This is a genomic window from Mucilaginibacter pedocola (assembly GCF_002013915.1).
Classification (GTDB): Bacteria; Bacteroidota; Bacteroidia; order Sphingobacteriales; family Sphingobacteriaceae; genus Mucilaginibacter; species Mucilaginibacter pedocola.
This window is the reverse complement of record NZ_MBTF01000001.1, coordinates 188,743-208,622: the sequence shown is the minus strand read 5'-3', so window position 1 is coordinate 208,622 and position 19,880 is coordinate 188,743. Positions and strand designations below refer to the sequence as shown.

The window sequence follows — 19,880 nt, the reverse complement described above, 5'->3', positions numbered from 1 at the left end:
CCAAGCGGTTAAAAATGTTAACTTTTTATTAAAGTACATATACTACACAACCATTTTAGTTCGTTTGCGTATACAATTGCATTCGAAGTGGTTTTGAAAATCGAAAATTGTTTGTAACATTTTTGTTATTTTTATCGACTGGTAGTTGTATACTTTGAAAGGGGTTTGATGGAGAGAAATTTTACGAGAATTGTATTACTAATATTTTCGTTTTGCTGCATGGCGACTACGGGTGCTTTTGCCCAAACCGTCACTATTGGTGCCATCGATCCGGGCCCTTATGGGCAAGGTTCCACTATTGGTATACCTTTTCATCTTACTACCACCACAGCCTGCGCAAATGCTGCCAGTGTTTTCAATCTTTATTTATCTGACGTTAACGGAAACTTTGGTGGGCCTCCCAACCTAATTGGAAGCTATACCGGCTTTTATGGAACATTTGTAAACGGGATAATACCAAAAGGCACCGCTCCCGGCTCTAACTACCGCGTACGCATACAATGTACCGACCCTACCTTCCCCGCGGTATCATCAGATCCGTTCACTATCAGTGCATCAGACGGTGTTACAGCCGGGGCTACATCGCAGGCAATTAATATTAACTACCCTGAAATTTATGGATCGTGCATTGGCAGCGAAGGCGCTTCATACCCCTTCGTAAACACCTCATCTGCAGGCGCAACAACCACTATTTCTTTTTATAACGAATTGGCGCAGGCTAACGAAGGAACTAACCTGCCGTTGCCGGGCCCCGCATTTGTTGCCAAGGCGGCAAATTATACCGTATTTGTAAAAGCTGTTGCTGCGGGTATTATTGGTACAAAAGCCTATACGCTGATGAATAACCTGGTAAACAACAGCTTCGGTGCATCGGGCAGTAACCAGGTATGTTTAAACGGGAAAAACAAGTTATCGTACAGTGTAGATATTAATTCGCCAAACGGTATACAAAAAAACTACCCCGGGCTTATTTATAGCGTTACCTGGGGAGATGGCGAAAGCACCAACTTTACCCTTTGCGAAATTGTGGCGGCCGGTGGTATGATAAGCCATACCTACACCAAATCATCGTGCGGTAACGTAGCCAACGGGCAAGCCAACGTTTTCCAGATAGACCTGCAGCCCACCAGCCCCACCTGCGGCAAATTGGGTACGCCGGTAACGGGTTACGCACGCGTTATATCGCCGCCCTCAAACAAAATATCGGGCAAAAAAGTAGCTTGTACCAACGTGCCCATCCTGTTTACCAACGCCTCTATACCGGGGCAAGACCCATCGAGCACGTCTTTCGATTGTACTAATCAAAATGCGCTCTATACCTGGGTGGTGGATGGTACCGTAGTTGCCGTAAATTACAAACTGGAGAAACAACTGGAATATACTTTCAGCACCCCAGGCCAGCACTTTGTAGGGCTGCACCTGCAAAACGGCGCCGCCTTTTGCGATGTAAAAGACACTACCATAGCCGTTTGCGTACAAGACCCCGCCAAGCCAAGCTTTACACTGCCCGGCTCTACCATTTGTACCTCGGGTTCCGTTACGCCGGTGAATACTTCCATAGTTGACGAAAACTGTAATACCAATACCAACTACAACTGGATAGTAACCGGTCCTGCTCAACCCGGCTTTTTGGGCGGCACAAATGCCAACAGCAAAACACCAAGGTTTAACTTCACGGTATCAGGCGTATACACCGTACAACTGGATATAAACACCGAAAGCTGCGACCCGGTATCTACTGAACCCCAGGAGGTGGTAATAAACCTTAACCCGGTTGCTCAACTCTCGCCCGATGCACTTATTTGCGGGAAAGACCAAACACTTACATTTGGGCCAAGCGCCGGCACAACACGCACCATCTTAACCGGCACCTCAAAACAATTGCCCACAACCTACGTGTGGACGGTAACGGGCGGCGCCTTCAGTTACCAAAACGGAACCACCGCCAATAGCCGCTATCCGCAAATAAAGTTTACCGATTACAGCGTGTATACAATTTCGGTAACACATACCAATAATTGTAATATAGCCAGCGATACGCAGGTGCTAACCTTCCAGCAGTCGCCAATAGTTGATGCCGGCGGCGACCGCACCATTTGCGAGGGCAATTCTACCTACATGAATGCCGGCATAAGCGGCACTTACACCAGCTTTAGATGGGTTGGTGGTACGGGTACCTTTGCGCCAAGCCGCAATGCGCAAAAACCCACTTACACGCCGTCGGCCGCAGAAATTGCTGCTGGCACGGCTACTATCAGCCTTGAAGTTACTACCAATTTGGCGGCACCGTGTAATGTGATAACTACCCCTGCGGTAATTACCATCACTAAAAAAGATAATATTACCAGCCCGCTTACTGCCGAGGTTTGTACCGGGAACAATTTCAGCTACACCATTACTTCGCAAAACCCGGCAACAACTTATAACTGGACGGCGAGCGTATCCTCGGGTGCGGCAACGGGTTTTGGCGCAACAGGCAGCGGCAATACCATTAACGATGTAATAAACGATACCGGCATTGGCGACGCTGTGATACGCTATGTTATTACTCCTACAACCAACGGCTGCCCCGGAAACCCGGCCGAGCTTTTTGTGACTGTAAATCGCGTACCTGTGCTTACTGCTACGGCGCCCACAGCGCCTATTTGTACCGGCTCGGCAGCGGGTATTACCCTTGCATCATCGCAACCAAGCACTGTTTACACCTGGACAAGCACCACCACTAACGGGCCGGCTGTAAGCGGTTTTACCCAGCAGGCAACTCCTGTTAGTACGTTAAATATAACCGACGTTTTAACAAATTCAGGCAACGTTTATGGCACTGTCACTTATATCATCACTCCATACCATGGTGCCTGCCCGGGCGCACCGGTAACTGTTTCGGTAACTATAGCCCCTACCCCTGTAGCGGCCGATGCCGGCACTAACGAAGAAATTTGCGCCGGGCAAACTTATACCCTGAAAGGCAACAGCCCCGCACCCGGCACCGGCCGATGGACAGTAGCCTCGGGCCAAACTGGCATAACATTTTCTGATGCCACTAACCCTAACGCCGTAGTAAGTGGTTTACAACCGGCAACTGTTTACCAATTTACGTGGACTATAAATACCGCCGCAGGCTGTACCCCAACCACATCAACGGTTACCATTACTGTTGATGCGCCATCGGTAGGCGGTACAATTGCCGGTTCGATGCCGGTTTGTGCCGACGCTAATGCCGGGCAACTTACCTTATCGGGCAACACGGGCGATGTGCAGCATTGGGAATCATCGGTTGATAATGGCACCACATGGATAGTGTTGCCTAATACCGCAAGCCTAACGTTTGATTATAGCGGGCTTACTCAAACTACACAATACCGCGCAATTGTGATAAACGGCGTGTGCGGCCCGGCAACTTCTGCGGTGGCAACCATTACGGTTAACCCGCCAACAACGCCGGCGCTTGGGGGGCAGCCTACTACTACGCTTTGTAATGCTTCAACAGTAACGCTTGATGGTAACGACCCAGCTCCTTTTGCCGGTATATGGACGCAAACCGGTGGCCCGGCCGTAACCTTTGTTGATGCTACCAACCCAAAAACGCAAGTAAATGGTTTGGTGGGTGGCAATACCTACAAATTTACCTGGACCATTAAGGGCCTTGCCCCCTGCCCTGATAGCCAAAACGAAATAACTGTTATTAACAACCCCGATATTACGCCGAGCTTTACGGCAAATAATACTACTGCCGTTTGCGGGCCGCGCACGGTGCAGTTTACCAATACATCTACGCCGGTATTTACCACAACCGCTTATTTGTGGAACTTTGGCGACGGCACGCCAAGCTCTAACTCGGTAAGCCCGCAACACACCTTTGAGCCCCGCACCGACGGCCGCGATACTACCTATACTGTATCATTAAGCATTGTGGGCAATTGCGTACCACACCCCGCGTTCACTATTGATATTTTGGTGCGCCCAACCAGCCCAATCGCATCTATTTTGCCTGAAAGGCTTGCAGGTTGCGGTCAGCTGGCTATAAAGCTTAAGAATACCTCGCCCGGCAACAATGCCAAATACGACTTTTTTGTGTACGATGGCGATATTAAAGTTTTCCAGGAAACCCGTACCGATAAATCTGACGTTACGTTCCCTGTGTTAGGTCCGCCCACCAAAGATAAATTCTACAGTGTTTACGTGGTAGCTACAGATTTTTGCGATAATACCGATAAAAGCATAGCTATCCCTATCAACATCTTCCCGGCCACATTTGTGCCTTTGTTTTTTGCCAAGGATAATAAAACAGCGGCTTGCTATCCCTTTACAGCTGCATTCGAAAATATATCATCCGGTGGCGATACGTTTTTATACCGTATTTATGACGCACCTACGGGTGGCAACAAGGTTGATGAGATACAGGGCAGCAAAACCGAGCAGCCCTACACTTTTAACGCACCGGGCACCTACTACGTAAGCATAGTTGCTATAAATACCTGCGCCACCTTCGAATCTACCGAACGTATTAAATTTGAGGCTTACCCAAAACCGGCACCAAACTTTACAGCTGATGTTACCAGCGGCTGCAAGGCTATTAAAGTAACCTTTGCCAATACTACGCCGGCAAATGGTGCCACCCCGCCACAATCGTTAACCTACGAGTGGGATTTCGGCGATGGCTCGGCTCACTTCTTCGGTTATACACCACTGCCGCATGTGTATACCGCTAAAAGCACATCGTATACGGTTACACTAACCGTTACCAACCTATCAACCGGTTGTAATGATGTTATTACCAAACCAAACTTTATACAAGTAACCCCTGCGCCAAATGTTGATTTCGAGGCCAGCCCGGGCTTTGTAACCAAAATACCCAACTACCATTTCGCGTTTGACGATAAAACATCGGGCAACCCTAACCCCGTAGCATGGGCGTGGGATTTTGGCGACGGTGCAACATCAACCCAACAGAACCCTGGCCATACTTATGCAGATACGGGTACCTATAAGGTAACGCTGAGAGTAACCAACCGCGACGGTTGCGACAGCATTGTAACACATAACGTACAAATTACCGGTGTACCGGGGCAATTATATATACCAAATGCATTTATGCCTGCCAGCAGCACCAGCGAACTGCGTACCTTTGTAATGAAGGGTTCAGGGATAGAGAGCTGGCGTTTCCAAATATTTAATAACTGGGGGCAACTGGTTTGGGAAACCACCAAACTAAGCAGTACAGGCGAACCAACCGAAACCTGGGACGGCACCTTTAAGGGCGCGCCCGCACAGCAAGGCGTATACGTTTGGCAGGCATCGGCACATTTTATAAACGGCACCGACTGGAAAGGCATGCAATACGGCAGTAATACCTTACCAAAACGCACGGGCGTAATACATTTAATAAGATAGCAATGGGCATAAAAAAACATCTATATGGGCTTTTGCTGCTTACCGTTTTATGCTGCGTTAATGCGCAGGCGCAAGATCATATGTATTCGCAATTCTTCAATTCGCCCAACTACCTTAACCCGGCGCTTAACGGGCAATTTGAAGGCGACCTGCGCATGAGCCTTATCTACCGCAACCAGTATTCGTCAATCGGCAATGGCGGGCTATCATACCTTACCGCTACTATCGATTATAATGTACCGCGTTTTGGCGGTGGTTTCGGGTTGATGTTTACCCGTGCGAGTGAGGGTACGGCTTATCTTAATAAAAACAACATCTCGGGCATATATTCCTACAGCGTAGGCTCCGAGTCGTTTGTATTATCATTCGGTTTACAGGCCGGTATTACCAACCGCTCGGTAGATTATAGTAAACTCGTTTTCAGCGACCAGATAGACCCTCGTTTGGGTTACATACCCGGTTCGGTATCGGGGGCGGATGCAGCACTGTTTAACAATAAATTTTATTTCGATTCGGGCGCGGGCATTAACCTCACCACCGGCGATTTTAATATAGGCGGTGCTGCGCAACACATCAACCGCCCCAATGAATCGTTCACGGGCGTACCTGCCAAGTTGCCTATGCGCGGCACCCTGCATGCCAGCTATCGCTATAACCTTACTAAGGATGATAATATCGACGAAGACCAAAAATCGTACATCATCCCCTCGGTGGTACTGTATAAACAATCGCAAGCGCAATCGGTAGCTTTAGGGCTTCAGTATAAGCGCCGCAGTATAAATGCAGGCTTATGGTACCGTAGCGGCGGTTTGGGCAGTGGCCCTGCATCGGTGGTGGTATCGTTTATTTTTGATGTATTTATTAACCACGAGGGTGCCGAAAAAATGCGCCTCGGCGTAAGCCACGATGTACCTGCGGGTCGAGGGTTAAACTACAGCAACACCAGCGGCACCACCGAGGGCAGCGTGAGTTACGAAACCACCCTCCCCTATGGCATGAACCAATACCGTAAATTTAACGGTAACCGCAGATGCTATGATTTTTATTAATTTTGACAACACAACCAATTATACCGGGCATTACGTTTTATGACAAAGGAAGAGTTAGAGCGGGAGTATTTAAAAGCTAAGCAGAAGAAAGAGCAACAAGGCAAAGAATACCTGCGGTCGAAAGAGAAAAAGAAAAGTTCGGCACTTAAGGGTGTGTGGGTATTGGCCCTGTTCGGCATTGTGTTTGTATTTATATTGGTAAAAATTGCCAACTCAAACTCCATGGAGGTATTTAATGGCCTGCCAAGCAGCGATGCAGCCTACGCAATAGCCAAGGTATATATACGGCCTACCGTGCGGTCTACCAGCGTAAACTTCGAAGACGACAGCTATAAATTTGCAAAAAAATCCGATTCGGTTTATGTAATAAAATCTGCGTACACCGCCCGCAGCAGTAGCGGCGAAAGTACTACCACTCACTTCACCATATCCCTGCAATACATGGGTGGCAGCGGCAGCAAAGAAGAAAGCTGGAAAATGCTCGACCTGGAGCAAAACTAAAACGCTGCCCTATGGATAGCCGTAAAGACTTTATTACCGATGCCCGCGCCGTAATTGGCCGAGCGCAATACCAAACTACCATTACCAGTGGCAACCATGCTATAATTGCAGATGAACCTGTTGATGATGGTGGTACCGATACCGGCATGTCGCCCTATAACCTGCTTATGGCCAGCCTGGCAAGCTGCACTGCAATTACCCTTCGCATGTACATCAACCGCAAAATGTGGGTAGTAGAAGAAATAAATGTGGATGTAGAAATGTACCGCACCGATGCGGGCATCTTTATAGAAAGTAAACTCGACTTTAAAGGCGACCTAACCGACGAACAAAAACAACGCCTCATTACCATTGCCGATGCCTGCCCTATTCATAAAATTTTGGTGGGGAATATAGAGGTGAATACCAGTTTGCAGTAGACAGTTTGCAGTTAGCAGTGCGCTGTTTGCAGTGGGCAGTACTCAATTAGCAGTTTCGAGTATCAGTTCTTTTCTTACTGCAAACTGCGCACCGCCAACTGCAAACTATTTCAAGCCCCTCACAAAAATATCTATCAGCAGCAGGCGCTTATTGTGTATCTCGTCCAGGTGCTCTTTTTTGGGAAAGTTTATTTTCTTCTGCATAAAGCCAACCTTTATACCATGCATGGCATCTAAAAACACCTCTACAATTTCGGCGGGGTTGGTTATTGGCTGTATGGTGCCTTTTTCGGCTTCCAGTTCAATGGCGCGGGTAAGCAGTTTGGTTTCGGTGGCGTGCACCTCGCCTACTATGGTCCAAATGGTGTCGGGCAGGTTTTGCTCGTTAAGCCTTACAAAATCAAAAAAGTTGTAATTGGCCACCATAAAATCGTGCTGGGTATTTACCTGGTACAGGAACGCATCACGCAGATTATCAAAACTACCTATCTTGTTTTCAACCATTTGCAGGTAATCGCTGGCCAGTTTACGCATAACGGCCATATACAGTTCGCTTTTATCGGGGAAATAATAATACAGCAGGGCTTTCGACATCGAGAGGTCGCCGGCAATCTCATTCATGGTTGTTTTTGAATAACCATAATGCAAAAAGCGCTGGTGCGATGCTTCTAATATCTTTTCACGTTTTATATCCTGTTGGTCGATACCTGCGCTCATTTTTGTTAATTACCCCTGTATTTTCTTTTTAAATTCCTGACTTATTTAACAAAAGTATCAAATAATCAAGGGTAAGTGTATAATCGACAATAAAAGATGATATTCAAATGTTAAATTTCAATATAAGAAATACCGTTTTAGCGCTATAGTTATTCGCGGCATAGCCACGTTCTACCAAAAAAGGGCCGCAAGTTTTAGTTGCGGCCCTTTGGCATTTATTTAATTGTTGATGTTAGTGGCTTGCGTCGGCTAATTCTAACTTGCGTTTTTCTTTAGCTTTCTTTTCGTCCTGGTTACCAAAGAAATAGTTCTTCATGTTTACGCGGATGATGTACATACATGGTACCAAAATAAGGGTGATGATGGTAGCAAAACCAAGGCCGAATATCATCGTCCAGGCTAATGGGCCCCAGAAGGCAACGTTGTCACCACCGAAGTGTATATGTGGTTCGAAGTGGGTGAACAGGCCTACAAAATCTATATTAAAACCAACGGCCAGTGGTATCAAACCAAGTATAGCTGCTGTTGCGGTAAGCAATACCGGTGTCATACGGGTGTGGCCGGCTTCTACCACGGCATCGTGCAGGCTGGTGCCTTGTTCTAACAGCATATCGGTAAACTCTACCAGCAATATACCGTTACGCACCACCACCCCGGCAAGGGCAATAATACCAACGCCCGTCATTACAATGGCCATCGTCATCCCGAAGATGCTAACACCCAGCAATACCCCTATGATACTGAAGAATATCTCGCTGATGATAATGAACGTTTTCCCTATCGAGTTGAATTGTATCATCAGGATAAGCAATATCAACCCGAACGAAGTTGCCATAGCGCCACCAAGGAATTTCACAGCTTCCATCTGGTCTTCCTGGCCACCACCCTGGCGGATGATAATGTTATCATCGTGCTTAAAGTTATTAAGTGCTTTCAGGATATTGGCATTCACATCATTAGGGTTATATGGCTTTATCACGTTAGAGTTTAGTGTTAGTACTCTACGTTGTTGTTTACGCTTAATGTTGCTATAAGTATCTGTATAGCGAATATCGGTAAAGGCCGAAACCGGTACCTGGCGGATAGCACCGCCCGTAGCCATATCACGATAGGTGATCTTCAGGTTACGCAACTCGTCGATATTACTGCGCTGGCTTTCCAGTGCGCGCACCTGTATCTTGTAATCATCCTCCTTGGTATTGCGGAAATTTGCTGCCTGTTTACCAAATATCGCCGTAGCAAGGTCGCCCGTGATTTGCCCGGTGCTTATACCTTCGCGGTTAGCACGCTCGCGGTCAATATCGAAAACGATCTCGGGCTTGTCGTTCTGCACATCCGGTATCAGGTTCTCAATACCTGCAATGTTCTGTTTGGTAAGGTAAGTTTTCAAGCGATCACCTGTTTTCACCAGCGAATCAAGGTTATCGCCAATGATCTCAATAGCAATATCCTTTTGCACCGGCGGGCCGCTATTCTCCTGCATTACCGAAATTTTTGCCCCCGGTACGCCTTGTACAGCATTACGTATGCGGTATAATATCGCTTTGGTATCTTTACCATTACGCTTGCCAAACTCCACAAAAGCAACGGTTACTTTACCTTTGTTTTGATAATCGCCCTGGTCTTCATCGGTAGGGTCGCTTACGCCTTTGGTTACGTTTGATATTACCGAAGTTACAATATCCTTATCGGGCTCTACAATGGCAGCCACGCGTTTCTCAATCTTCCTGGTAACCTCGTTGGTGGTAGCCTGGTCGGTACCTATAGGCATGGTAATATATACATAGGCAAAGTTAGGGTCGCCCGAGGGGAAGAACTCAGGTGTTTTACCGCGCACCACCATTAGTACAATAGCAAGGAAGAACAGCACGAATGTACCCAGCAGCACGGTTACGGGGCGTTTCACCGCACGCTCCAACCACTTGGCATACCAATCCTGGAAACGCGGCCAGGCGTTTTTCTGGAACCTGTCTATCACCCGCAGGAATACGAAGTGGTTTAGCAGGTATAGTATTACTATCACCACCATAAAGTTGCCCACACCTATGTTAATCAGGTAACCAATAATGGTTGCAGGCACCAGGAAGAACATGGCGCGTTTAGTGGCTTTATCAAATTTAGGGTTATCGTGCTCGCCATCGTGGTGAGGCTTCATAAAATCAACCGCAAAAACGGGGTTCATGATATAAGCAACAACCAATGAGGCTAATAAGGTTATGATGAGCGTAATAGGCAGGAAGAACATAAAGTCGCCTATCAAACTGTTCCAGAAAGCCAATGGCACAAATGGAGCCAGGGTAGTCATGGTACCCGAGAATACCGGCAGGAACACCTCGCCCGCTGCATTTTTCGCAGCTTCGGCAATAGGTACTTTTCCGTTTTGGAAAATACGGTGCGTGTTCTCAATAACCACAATGGCATCATCCACCACAATACCCAGTGCCAGCAGGAAAGAGAACAACACGATCATGTTGAGCGTGAAGCCTATCCACGGCATTATAAGGAATGCGATAAAGCAAGATAATGGTACCGAAAGCGCCACAAAGATGGCATTGGTAGTACCCATAAAGAACATCAGGATAACCGTTACCAATATAAAACCAATAATGATGGTATTGATCAGGTCATTCAGCGTAGTACGCGTTTTATCGCTTTGGTCGCCGGTTACTGTAATAGCCAATCCTTTTGGGAACACCGTTTTTTGCTTTTGTTTGATCAGCTCGTTTATTTTGTCTGATGCCTCAATAAGGTTCTCGCCTGCGCGTTTACTAACGTTAAGGGTAATTACATTTTTGAAGTTAGGGTTATCGTTGGTTTTTAACCTTGCGTAGCTCTCCTGTTCCAAAAAGGAATCTTTTACATCGGCAATATCGCGAAGATAAACCGCCTGTCCTTTAGGGTTACGGATAACCATAGCGGCTACTTCATCAGCATTTTTAAAGTCCTTTTTTATGTCGATGCTGCGGCGTACGCCATCGGTTTTAATAGTACCGGCCGACGAAAGAATGTTCTCATATCCAACTGCGTTAGAGATATCTGTAAAAGTAAGCTGGGCTGCAGCCATTTTGTTGATATCAACGTTGATCTGTATCTCGGGTGTTAAAGCACCTACTTCATCCACTTTCGATATCTCTTTATAGCTTTCTATCTCATCCTTTAAAATATCAGCGTATTCTTTCAAACGCTTCAGGTCGTAATCGCCCGAGATGTTGATATAAAGGATGGGCAGGTCAGACACGTTAATGTCCGAAATAGTCGATTCTTTCAGGTTCTGGTCGTTCTGCGGCAGATCCTGTTTGGCTTTATCAACCGCTTCTTTCACGCGCACTTTGGCGTCATCCAGGTCAACATTAGCCTGAAACTCGGTAGTAATTACCGAGATGTTTTGCTGCGAGTTAGAGGTAACCTTCTTTAAGCCCTTCAGCGACTTTAGTTGTTTCTCTATCTGCCTGGTCACCAGGTTCTCCACGTTTTGCGGAGATTGGCCTAAAAAGGCTGTGCTAATGAACACCTTCTTCTGTGCAATATCCGGGAAGTTTTCTTTCGGCAGGTTATTGTAGCTGATAAGCCCCATCGCCGTGATGAAGAATATCAGCACGTATATGGCCGTTTTATTATCAATGGCCCAACTGGAGGGCGCAAATTCTTTTTTTACGTCTTTCATGATTGTAACAGTTCAGGGTTAACCATTAATTAGCTACCTGCGTAACTTTTAATTTGTTGCCATCTTCTACATCAGCAGCACCTTCGGTTACTACCTGGTCGCCGGCTTTAACACCCGAGAGTATTTCTGACTGGCCACCGTAAGTAATACCAACCTTAACCGGGTTGCGTTTTGCTTTGCCGTTTTGGTTTAGAAAAACAAAGTCGCCTTCTTCCGAACGTTGAATAGCTTTTACCGGCAATACCAATGCGCTGCTGTTAATGTAGTTAGCTATTTTAATAATAGCTGTCATGTTAGGGCGAAGCGAAGCACGTTGTGGCAATTTTATCTCCACGCCAAAGCTGCGCGAAGTTGGGTCGATAGCCTTCGAAGCAAAAGTAACGGTAGTGGTCAGCGAATCTTTCGCATCGGGCACCAGTATCAATACTTTGTTGCCGGTGTTCACACTACCCGAGTAAGATTCGGGCACATCGGCTTTTATTTTCAATACATCTGCATTTACTATGCGAATACCGTTGCCCGGTTGGCCCGGCTGAACGGCCTGCCCCAGTTTCAAATCCATCTGATCAACAGTACCGCTTATTGGCGATACAATGCGGTACAGGTTGGCCTGCGAACGAAGCGCAGCCACTTGTTTTTTACCCGCAGTGTAATTGGTTTGTGCTTGCAAAAACTGTACTTCGGTGCCAATTTTTTGATCCCAAAGGTTTTTTTGGCGTTCGTAAACGGTTTTAAGCAGGTCAAGGTTAGCCTCAGCCTGTGCAATTTGCTGCTGCATTACGCTGGCATCCAACTGCGCCAACACTTGGCCCTTACTCACATGCTGGCCCGGCTTTACGTATAAGGCGGTAATGGTACCCGGCGATTGCGAATAAGCTGTTGTATTATCCTGCGCATCAATTTTACCCTGTATTTGTACATAGTTGGTAAAGGTACCGCTTTTAACTTCTACAGCACCCACCTCAACCGCTTTAGACGAATCTACAGTGCCTATTTCGCTTTGCAGCTTGGTTATCTTACCGTTGAGTTCCTGCTGTTGCTTTTGCAACTCGGCCAGTTCGGCCTTTTTATCTTTTGGCTTGGAGCATGCTGCTAATAACAGTATGGCCGGTATGTATAATAGTTTTTTCATTGTTATATGGAGTGTTTATGAGTTTGTTTAAGTTTTGTTATTGGATTCGTCCGTAAGCCCTTTCAAGGTCAACCTTGCTCACTAAGGCATCATAAAGGGCCTGTATATATTGGTTATCGGCGCTTTCTAACCCGGTTTGTGCCTGGGTAACCTCAATGCTGCTGCCAACACCCTGCTGGTATTTTATTTTAGAAACGCGGAGCACCTCGCGGGCGAGTTCCTGGTTACGCTTTTGGTTGTTTAGGCTTTGCAGGCCGTTGAAATAAATTACCCTTGCCTGGCTTGCCTGCAAGCTTAAGGCATTTTTAAGCCCGTTTAAATTGTTTTGGTTTTTCTGTTCGGTAATTTGTGTTTGCCTCAGCTGATTAAGCCTTTGCCCGCCGCTATATATAGGTATGCTAAGCGTTAAGCCCACATAAGTGGTTGGGAATTTGGTGCTGAACAAATCGCCAAAACTATTGGCCTGGTAAGCGTAAGCAGTGCTTGCATTTGCCATTAGCTTAGGGTAAAACTGCGATTTTTGGCGCTTAACATCATACTGGCTCAACTTCAGGTTCGACTCCAGCAATTCGTACTCTATCCTTTTTTTATAAAACGTAGTATCGGTAGATGCTTCGGCTAAAGTGCTTTGCATATCAACATCTTCCAGCCTGTCTTTCAATACAAGGTTTTGGCCAATAGGCATACCCATCTGAAACTTTAACAACTGGTAATTCAATTCCAGTAAACGCTGTGTATTTTCCCTTGTAGTAACTAAATTATTGTACTGAACGGCAATACGGTCTACATCTATTTTTTCTACAAAACCCTGTTTGTTTTGGGCTGTAGTTTGGTCTAATTGCTGTTTTAATTGGGCAATGTTAGCATCGAGCAATTTTATTTGCTCGTTACTTACCAGCACCTGGTAGTAGGCTTTGGTAACATTAACATTAGTTTGAATGCGGGTGCGGGCAAAACTACGGTTAAAAAGTTCGCGGTAGGTTTTGCGTGTTTGCAGCCCTACAAAATAGGCCCCATCAAATAAGATCTGGCTTAGCGTAAGGCCAAGGTTCGCGTTATACTTCTGTGTAAAGTTTACTGCCTGATAACCACCTGCACCATCCGGCACCTGGGTAATGGTATTGCCGGTACCGTCTTTAACTTTTTGGTCTATCAACACGCCGTAAACTGCCGGGGTGATAAAGTTAGGGAATAGAATAGTTGGTGTTTTAAGGTAGTCCTGGAAGGTTGCGCTGCCACTAATTTGAGGCAAGCCCGAACTGGTGATCTCTTTAATACGGTATTCCGCGCTTTGAACATCCAGCTTAGCATTCTTCACTGAATCCTGGTGCTCATAAGCATAATTTACAGCATCCTGCACCGTGAAGCTATAGGCTTGCTCGGCCGGTTGCGTTTGAGCAAAGCTTTTAATACTTGCTGCCGCACAGGCCATTATCACTAATATTCGTTTCATTTGTTGTGGGTTATATATGATAGGTTTGTTATTTTATTGTTTTATGCCAGCAAAGAACCATTTAGTGTTGACAGCCCTATGTCAGCAGCAGAATTATTTATTGTAATACATTGTCTTTTTTATACTGATCGAGCAGTTCGTGCCCCTTTATAGTACATATACCGTAGTTAAAATGCTCTAAAAGCTGCAACTGTACCTTCCACGAGTTGAAATGCGAAATAGGGAATATGGCGGTATTAAAACCCATCTCTACCTGGTTTACGCGCATGGTAGCCAGTATCTTTACATCAAGATCTTTCCTTATTACGCCCTCCGCCATGCCTTTGGCTAATAGCTGCTCCAGTTTCTCTATCAAAACATGCGATTTAAACTTTTGAAACTCTTCCCAGGCCTCGGGATGGTATTTCTGCATATCATGAAAAACGATGGGGTTTACGCGCGATAGGATATCCTCAGAGCACTTCATCATATTAAGCATCTCCTCTACCACGTTTGAGGCACTCTCTATCATGGCATTTATTTGCGCCTCGTCCTCCTTTAACCTGTCTTTCACAAGCGCAACAACCAATTCATTCTTGTCTCCGAAATATTGATAGATGGTTTTTTTAGACATGCCGAGGTGGCGGGCAATATCGTCCATAGTAACGCTTTTGATGCCGGCCTGCAAAAACAGGTCGAGCGCGCCTTTGATTATTCTTTCTTCCTGACTCATTGACTTTACGAGTCAAAACTATGGAAACATTTTTAGATTACAAAGTTTCCATCGCAATTTACTTTGTACTGACAAAGCCACAAAAACCCCTCCTAAAATTCAAAATGTTATCTTTGCAAAAAACTTATTCTCAATGGAATTGAATTCCCTAACCGCTATATCTCCCATCGATGGCCGCTACCGTAATGCTACAGCAGAATTAGCGCCTTATTTTTCAGAGTTCGCCTTAATAAAATACAGGGTATTTGTTGAAATAGAATACTTTATAGCCCTGCATCAGCTGCCCGTGCCGCAACTGGAACTTTTTGACGGCACCCAAAGCGAAAAGTTACGCGACATATACCGCAATTTTTCGGAAGCGGATGCAGCCGAAATAAAAGGCATTGAGAAAGTGACCAACCACGATGTGAAGGCGGTGGAGTATTTCATCAAAAAGAAATTCGACGAACTGCATCTCCAGGATTTTAAAGAATTTATCCACTTCGGCTTAACCTCTCAGGATATTAACAACACGGCTATCCCCTATTCATTTAAGGTAGCTATTGATGATGTTTACATCCCGCTGCTGCACAGCCTGATAGATACATTGAGGCATTTTGCTGCTGAATGGGCACACGTGCCTATGCTGGCACATACCCACGGGCAACCCGCGTCGCCAACGCGTTTGGGTAAAGAGATAGAAGTATTTGTAGAACGCCTGGTGGCTCAACTCCAACTGCTGCGTGCGGTACCTTATTCTGCCAAGTTTGGCGGGGCTACCGGTAATTTTAATGCACACAAAGTAGCTTACCCTACTACCGACTGGAAAGCCTTCGGCAACCATTTTGTGAACGATATTTTGGGCCTGCACCGTTCGCAGTTTACTACCCAGATAGAGCATTACGATAATTTTGCTGCACAATGCGATGCCCTTAAACGCATCAACAACATCATTATCGATCTTGACCGGGACGTGTGGACCTACATATCCATGAACTACTTTAAGCAAAAAATTAAAGCCGGCGAAGTAGGTTCATCGGCCATGCCGCATAAAGTAAACCCGATAGATTTTGAGAACAGCGAGGGCAACCTGGGTATGGCTAACGCGATGTTTGAGCACCTTGCCGCCAAATTACCTATCTCCCGCCTGCAGCGCGATCTTACCGACTCTACCGTATTGCGCAACATTGGCGTACCGGTAGCGCATACCATCATCGCCTTTAAATCGACCATAAAAGGCTTGAATAAACTGCTGCTGAACGAGAGCGCTATTAACGCACATTTGGAAGCCAACTGGGCTGTAGTTGCCGAAGCTATACAAACCATCCTACGTCGCGAAGCTTATCCAAATCCTTACGAAGCTTTAAAGGAACTTACCCGTACCAATACGCAGGTAAATGCCCAAACCATTGCCGAGTTTGTGGATACTTTGGATGTGAGCGACAGCGTTAAAGAGGAGTTGAAGGCTATTACGCCATCGAATTATACGGGGATATAGAGCCCCCCCAGCCCCCTGAAGGGGGAGTAAGAGAGTGTCAGTGTCGCGTAAAACTAAACCTGACCTGCATCAGCAATCAAAAAGCTGATTACATTTGTTAACTTATTAAAATTGAACATCCATGAATATCAACGTATATACCGAAGGCACGCCAAACCCGGCAACTATGAAGTTCATTGTGAACAAGTTGCTCATAAACGGCAGTGTTGATTATGCCACCAAAGAAGCTGCTGAAAAGTCGCCTTTTGCTAAAGAGCTTTATAAATTCTCGTTTGTTAACGGTGTGTTCTTTGCCAGCAACTTTGTTACTGTTACCAAAACCGAAGGCAGCGAATGGAATGATATTGAGCCGATACTGAAAGAGTTTGTTAAAGGTGCAGTAGAAGCTGAACTGAAAGTACAGGAAATTGAGCAGGCCGCCGATGTTGAATTTGAGGGTACTGAAACCGAAATAAAAATTCAGCAGATATTGAACGATTACGTTCGCCCGGCTGTTGAGCAGGATGGCGGCGCTATCAGCTACCGCTCGTTCGACGAAGGTGTGGTTACCGTAGAGTTGCGCGGATCGTGCAGTGGTTGCCCATCATCAACCGTAACACTTAAAGCCGGTATCGAAAACCTGTTGAAACGCATGGTGCCTGAGGTTACTGAGGTGGTTTCTGAAGCCCTGTAATTGTGTGATTCCACCGATTTTATTTTGATGATTCCACCGATAAAAAAGAGATTTCACAGATAAAAAGAATGCCGATTTGAAGATGATTCAAATCGGCGTTTTTATTCGAGTGAACACGAATTGCACAAATTATTCAAATTTTCTCAAATTAAAGCGGGAAATGCCATTCGTGAAATTTGAAAAATCAGAGCAAATTAGTGTTCACTCACTCACCAAAATAAGCATCGGTGGAATCATCAATAATCGGTGAGATCCCAAAAAATCAGAAGAATTTTTTAATATACTCCAGCATCTCCCCAGTTATCCTACCATTAGTAGCTAACAGTTCGCGGGTGTTTAATACCTCAGCGCCGCCTTTAAAGTTTACTACCTGGCCACCGGCTTGTTTAACGATGACTATGCCGCCTGCTACGTCCCACGGGTTAAGGTTATATTCAAAGAAACTTTCGAACCTACCGCATGCTGTATAAGCCAGGTCTACCGCAGCAGAACCCAAGCGGCGTAGGCCGTGGCAATTGCGCATCAGTTCGGTGAATAGTTGGATGTATTGGGCTTGTTTGCTAAAATCGTAATAAGGGAAACCTGTGGCTATCAGGCTATCGGCAACGGTGGGCTTGTTGCTTACTTTTATTTCTTTACCGTTGAGGTAAGCTGGCGAATCAACGTGGGCATAAAAGCATTCGTCCTGGCATACTTCGTATACCACGCCTAACACCAATTCATCATTCTTTTGCAGGCCTATGCTTACCGAGAATACGGGCAGGCCGTGGATAAAATTAGTAGTGCCATCCAGCGGGTCGATTATCCAGTTATAGGTATCGCCAAATTTGGTAGTAGTTTTTTCTTCGGTGATAAAGCCTGCTTCGGGGAGTATCTTTTCCAGCCCGGCTACTATTTTTTGCTCGGCGGTTTTGTCCACGTACGATACCAGGTCGTTGAGGCCTTTGTACTCTATTCTGTCGGCATCAAAAGTTGCCCTTTCGGTACGGATGAACTGGCCTGCTTCTCGGGCAACTTCAGTTACCTGGCTGATGATGGGGTTGAGTGTCATGCGGTTGATGTTGGCGTAATGATAAACTGAATGAGAAGGCTTTGTGTACAAAATAGCTTGCCACAAACAAACTCAATGCCGCCCCGGCACGTGCATAAGGCGGGTATATGCCTACTTCTTGTATCAACAATTTAAGCACGCCAAGATTGGCAAAAAAGCCTAAAAAAGCTACCGATGCAAAGCGGATGAACTGCTTAACCGGCGAGGATTTAGACTGTTTGAATACCAGGAATTTGGTCATCAAAAAATTGATACAAACGCCGAGTGTATACGATATGGCGAGGGATATAGAAGAATTACGTACTTCCGTAAAGCCAAAGCTGTAGGTGGTATCAGTAAACACGAAATGAAACAGCAGGTAAAAAGCAACCATATCTGCCAAAAAGCCTGTACCTGCCGATAGCAGAAAACGCAATACAGAATTTTTAGCCAGCTTTTGCAGAACACTATTAGCCATTAGCTACTGTAGTTTTCTTATAACGGGCATTACCGAAGTATATCAGCGCCGAGCCGCCTAAAACCATAATAACCGATATCATTTCCGCTTGGGTGAATGATACACCCGCTACTACATACTTAGTGTTTACGCGTATCAGCTCTATCAGGAAACGCTCTACGCCTGCCAGTATCATATATACACCGAACAAGGCACCAGGCGCTTTTACGCGGTGGCGAATTTTCCAGATGAAGAAGAATAGCAAAAGGCAAATTACCGATTCGTAGAAAGATGTTGGATATACGGGTAGCCTTAGTTCGTTACAAAACTTGCCAACGCAATCTGCAATGCGGTTTCCCGGGTCAACCTCGTTTACGTTGTGTGGGAATTTAAAGCTCCACATCCAATCGGGTGCCCAGCTTAGCCAGCCTGGTTTAGCGGCAAGGTTGGGGATACCCCAATCGCCATCGCCCGACATTTGGCAGCCTACCCTGCCCAGTGCGTAAGAAAGCATCATACCTGCCGCGCCAATATCCAGCATATCCAGTGGCTTTACATCGTGTTTATGGGCAACGTACAATACCGCAGCACCACCACAAATTAACCCACCGTAGAATGTTAAACCGCTAAAGCCTATAAGCATACCCACAGGGTCGCGCATAAACTCGTCCCAATTTTCTAATGCGTTAAACAGCTTCGCACCTGCAAAACCGAATATAGCTGCCCAAAGCAATATGCTGCCCATTAGCTCGTGGGGATGCACTGTAACGCGTTCCTTTTTAGGCTGAGCCAATTTTTGTTTGTTAGCTTCGTAATAAGCCCAGTAAGCAAAACCGGCAGCACAAAGTATACCGCCGAACCAGTTACCGCGGGTGGAAAGCAAAAAGTCCTGCGGGCTATCTATCAATGCCGAATAATTAAATATCGCATCGAATACCTTATACCCGAATACAAATCCGAATAAACCGTTACCAACCAGTTCGCCGGTTGAAGCCGGCTCGCCCACCATTACATCTTTTTGGAAAGATTTGATATAACCGGCAGCTTCTTTACGCTGAAACTCTTTGGTAAAAGCCCAATAGGCCGCCATAAAGGCCAGCGCCACAAAAAAGCCGAAAGTTTGTATAGGAAGCGGGATATTTACCCCTGTGAAATATTGAATGAGCGAGGAAAGGGTTGGAAACATTGCCTGTGTTTTGTGAGGG

At 46.0% G+C, this 19,880-nt stretch carries 14 protein-coding genes; 6 read left to right on the top strand and 8 right to left on the bottom strand.

Translation table 11 applies throughout. The features are described from left to right. The first annotated feature begins 219 nt into the window (after positions 1 to 219). Genes BC343_RS00895 through BC343_RS00880 form a run of 4 tightly spaced genes read left to right on the top strand, consistent with a single transcriptional unit; the run spans position 220 to position 7,360 of the window. Positions 220 to 5,391 carry a PKD domain-containing protein gene (locus BC343_RS00895; protein ID WP_162276797.1) on the top strand — a complete coding sequence of 1,724 codons (5,172 nt, stop codon included), beginning with the start codon at positions 220 to 222 and terminating at the stop codon, positions 5,389 to 5,391. Positions 5,392 to 5,393: 2 nt separating this feature from the next. Then, positions 5,394 to 6,440, top strand: coding sequence for a PorP/SprF family type IX secretion system membrane protein (locus BC343_RS00890; protein ID WP_078345834.1), 1,047 nt, complete (start codon positions 5,394 to 5,396; stop codon positions 6,438 to 6,440). A gap of 39 nt (positions 6,441 to 6,479) precedes the next feature. Continuing rightward, complete coding sequence (locus BC343_RS00885) at positions 6,480 to 6,941, top strand: hypothetical protein (RefSeq protein ID WP_078345833.1); 462 nt, start codon at positions 6,480 to 6,482, stop codon at positions 6,939 to 6,941. Positions 6,942 to 6,952: 11 nt separating this feature from the next. Next, complete coding sequence (locus BC343_RS00880; protein WP_078345832.1) at positions 6,953 to 7,360, top strand: OsmC family protein; 408 nt, start codon at positions 6,953 to 6,955, stop codon at positions 7,358 to 7,360. Positions 7,361 to 7,465: 105 nt separating this feature from the next. Here the strand turns inward: BC343_RS00880 and BC343_RS00875 are convergent, their stop codons facing one another. From BC343_RS00875 to BC343_RS00855, 5 genes are all read right to left on the bottom strand, one after another. Beyond that, entirely contained in the window at positions 7,466 to 8,077 is a 612-nt protein-coding gene (locus BC343_RS00875; RefSeq protein ID WP_078345831.1) for a TetR/AcrR family transcriptional regulator, read from the bottom strand. Positions 8,078 to 8,309: 232 nt separating this feature from the next. Continuing rightward, on the bottom strand, positions 8,310 to 11,741 hold the full coding sequence (locus tag BC343_RS00870; protein ID WP_078345830.1) for an efflux RND transporter permease subunit: 3,432 nt from the start codon (positions 11,739 to 11,741) through the stop codon (positions 8,310 to 8,312). Positions 11,742 to 11,766: 25 nt separating this feature from the next. After that, positions 11,767 to 12,873 carry an efflux RND transporter periplasmic adaptor subunit gene (locus BC343_RS00865; protein ID WP_078345829.1) on the bottom strand — a complete coding sequence of 369 codons (1,107 nt, stop codon included), beginning with the start codon at positions 12,871 to 12,873 and terminating at the stop codon, positions 11,767 to 11,769. Between the two features lie 37 nt (positions 12,874 to 12,910). Next, entirely contained in the window at positions 12,911 to 14,326 is a 1,416-nt protein-coding gene (locus tag BC343_RS00860) for a TolC family protein (protein ID WP_078345828.1), read from the bottom strand. A 97-nt stretch (positions 14,327 to 14,423) separates the two neighbouring features. After that, complete coding sequence (locus BC343_RS00855; protein WP_078345827.1) at positions 14,424 to 15,038, bottom strand: TetR/AcrR family transcriptional regulator; 615 nt, start codon at positions 15,036 to 15,038, stop codon at positions 14,424 to 14,426. Between the two features lie 133 nt (positions 15,039 to 15,171). Between BC343_RS00855 and purB the strand changes: the two genes are divergently transcribed. Further along, complete coding sequence (gene purB, locus BC343_RS00850) at positions 15,172 to 16,515, top strand: adenylosuccinate lyase (RefSeq protein WP_078345826.1); 1,344 nt, start codon at positions 15,172 to 15,174, stop codon at positions 16,513 to 16,515. 121 nt (positions 16,516 to 16,636) lie between these two features. After that, the gene (locus BC343_RS00845; protein WP_078345825.1) at positions 16,637 to 17,188 is read left to right on the top strand and encodes a NifU family protein; all 552 of its coding nucleotides are present in this window, start codon (positions 16,637 to 16,639) and stop codon (positions 17,186 to 17,188) included. 262 nt (positions 17,189 to 17,450) lie between these two features. Here BC343_RS00845 and BC343_RS00840 read toward each other — a convergent pair whose 3' ends face one another. Genes BC343_RS00840 through BC343_RS00830 form a run of 3 tightly spaced genes read right to left on the bottom strand, consistent with a single transcriptional unit; the run spans position 17,451 to position 19,861 of the window. After that, the gene (locus tag BC343_RS00840; protein ID WP_078345824.1) at positions 17,451 to 18,239 is read right to left on the bottom strand and encodes an inositol monophosphatase family protein; all 789 of its coding nucleotides are present in this window, start codon (positions 18,237 to 18,239) and stop codon (positions 17,451 to 17,453) included. Beyond that, on the bottom strand, positions 18,205 to 18,696 hold the full coding sequence (locus BC343_RS00835) for a GtrA family protein (protein ID WP_078345823.1): 492 nt from the start codon (positions 18,694 to 18,696) through the stop codon (positions 18,205 to 18,207). Before BC343_RS00835 ends, BC343_RS00840 begins: the two co-directional genes overlap by 35 nt. After that, positions 18,689 to 19,861 carry a prolipoprotein diacylglyceryl transferase gene (locus BC343_RS00830; RefSeq protein WP_078345822.1) on the bottom strand — a complete coding sequence of 391 codons (1,173 nt, stop codon included), beginning with the start codon at positions 19,859 to 19,861 and terminating at the stop codon, positions 18,689 to 18,691. The genes BC343_RS00835 and BC343_RS00830 overlap by 8 nt, the downstream gene beginning before the upstream one ends. Between the last annotated feature and the right edge of the window lie 19 nt (positions 19,862 to 19,880).

What these genes read in the sequence shown, in the direction of transcription:
- BC343_RS00875 (WP_078345831.1), bottom strand. Translation starts at nt 8,077, where the DNA reads ATGAGCGCAGGTATCGACCAACAGGATATAAAACGTGAAAAGATATTA.
- BC343_RS00830 (WP_078345822.1), bottom strand. Translation starts at nt 19,861, where the DNA reads ATGTTTCCAACCCTTTCCTCGCTCATTCAATATTTCACAGGGGTAAAT.
- BC343_RS00845 (WP_078345825.1), top strand. Translation starts at nt 16,637, where the DNA reads ATGAATATCAACGTATATACCGAAGGCACGCCAAACCCGGCAACTATG.
- BC343_RS00885 (WP_078345833.1), top strand. Translation starts at nt 6,480, where the DNA reads ATGACAAAGGAAGAGTTAGAGCGGGAGTATTTAAAAGCTAAGCAGAAG.
- BC343_RS00840 (WP_078345824.1), bottom strand. Translation starts at nt 18,239, where the DNA reads ATGACACTCAACCCCATCATCAGCCAGGTAACTGAAGTTGCCCGAGAA.
- purB (WP_078345826.1), top strand. Translation starts at nt 15,172, where the DNA reads ATGGAATTGAATTCCCTAACCGCTATATCTCCCATCGATGGCCGCTAC.
- BC343_RS00895 (WP_162276797.1), top strand. Translation starts at nt 220, where the DNA reads ATGGCGACTACGGGTGCTTTTGCCCAAACCGTCACTATTGGTGCCATC.
- BC343_RS00855 (WP_078345827.1), bottom strand. Translation starts at nt 15,038, where the DNA reads ATGAGTCAGGAAGAAAGAATAATCAAAGGCGCGCTCGACCTGTTTTTG.
- BC343_RS00835 (WP_078345823.1), bottom strand. Translation starts at nt 18,696, where the DNA reads ATGGCTAATAGTGTTCTGCAAAAGCTGGCTAAAAATTCTGTATTGCGT.
- BC343_RS00870 (WP_078345830.1), bottom strand. Translation starts at nt 11,741, where the DNA reads ATGAAAGACGTAAAAAAAGAATTTGCGCCCTCCAGTTGGGCCATTGAT.
- BC343_RS00865 (WP_078345829.1), bottom strand. Translation starts at nt 12,873, where the DNA reads ATGAAAAAACTATTATACATACCGGCCATACTGTTATTAGCAGCATGC.
- BC343_RS00860 (WP_078345828.1), bottom strand. Translation starts at nt 14,326, where the DNA reads ATGAAACGAATATTAGTGATAATGGCCTGTGCGGCAGCAAGTATTAAA.
- BC343_RS00890 (WP_078345834.1), top strand. Translation starts at nt 5,394, where the DNA reads ATGGGCATAAAAAAACATCTATATGGGCTTTTGCTGCTTACCGTTTTA.
- BC343_RS00880 (WP_078345832.1), top strand. Translation starts at nt 6,953, where the DNA reads ATGGATAGCCGTAAAGACTTTATTACCGATGCCCGCGCCGTAATTGGC.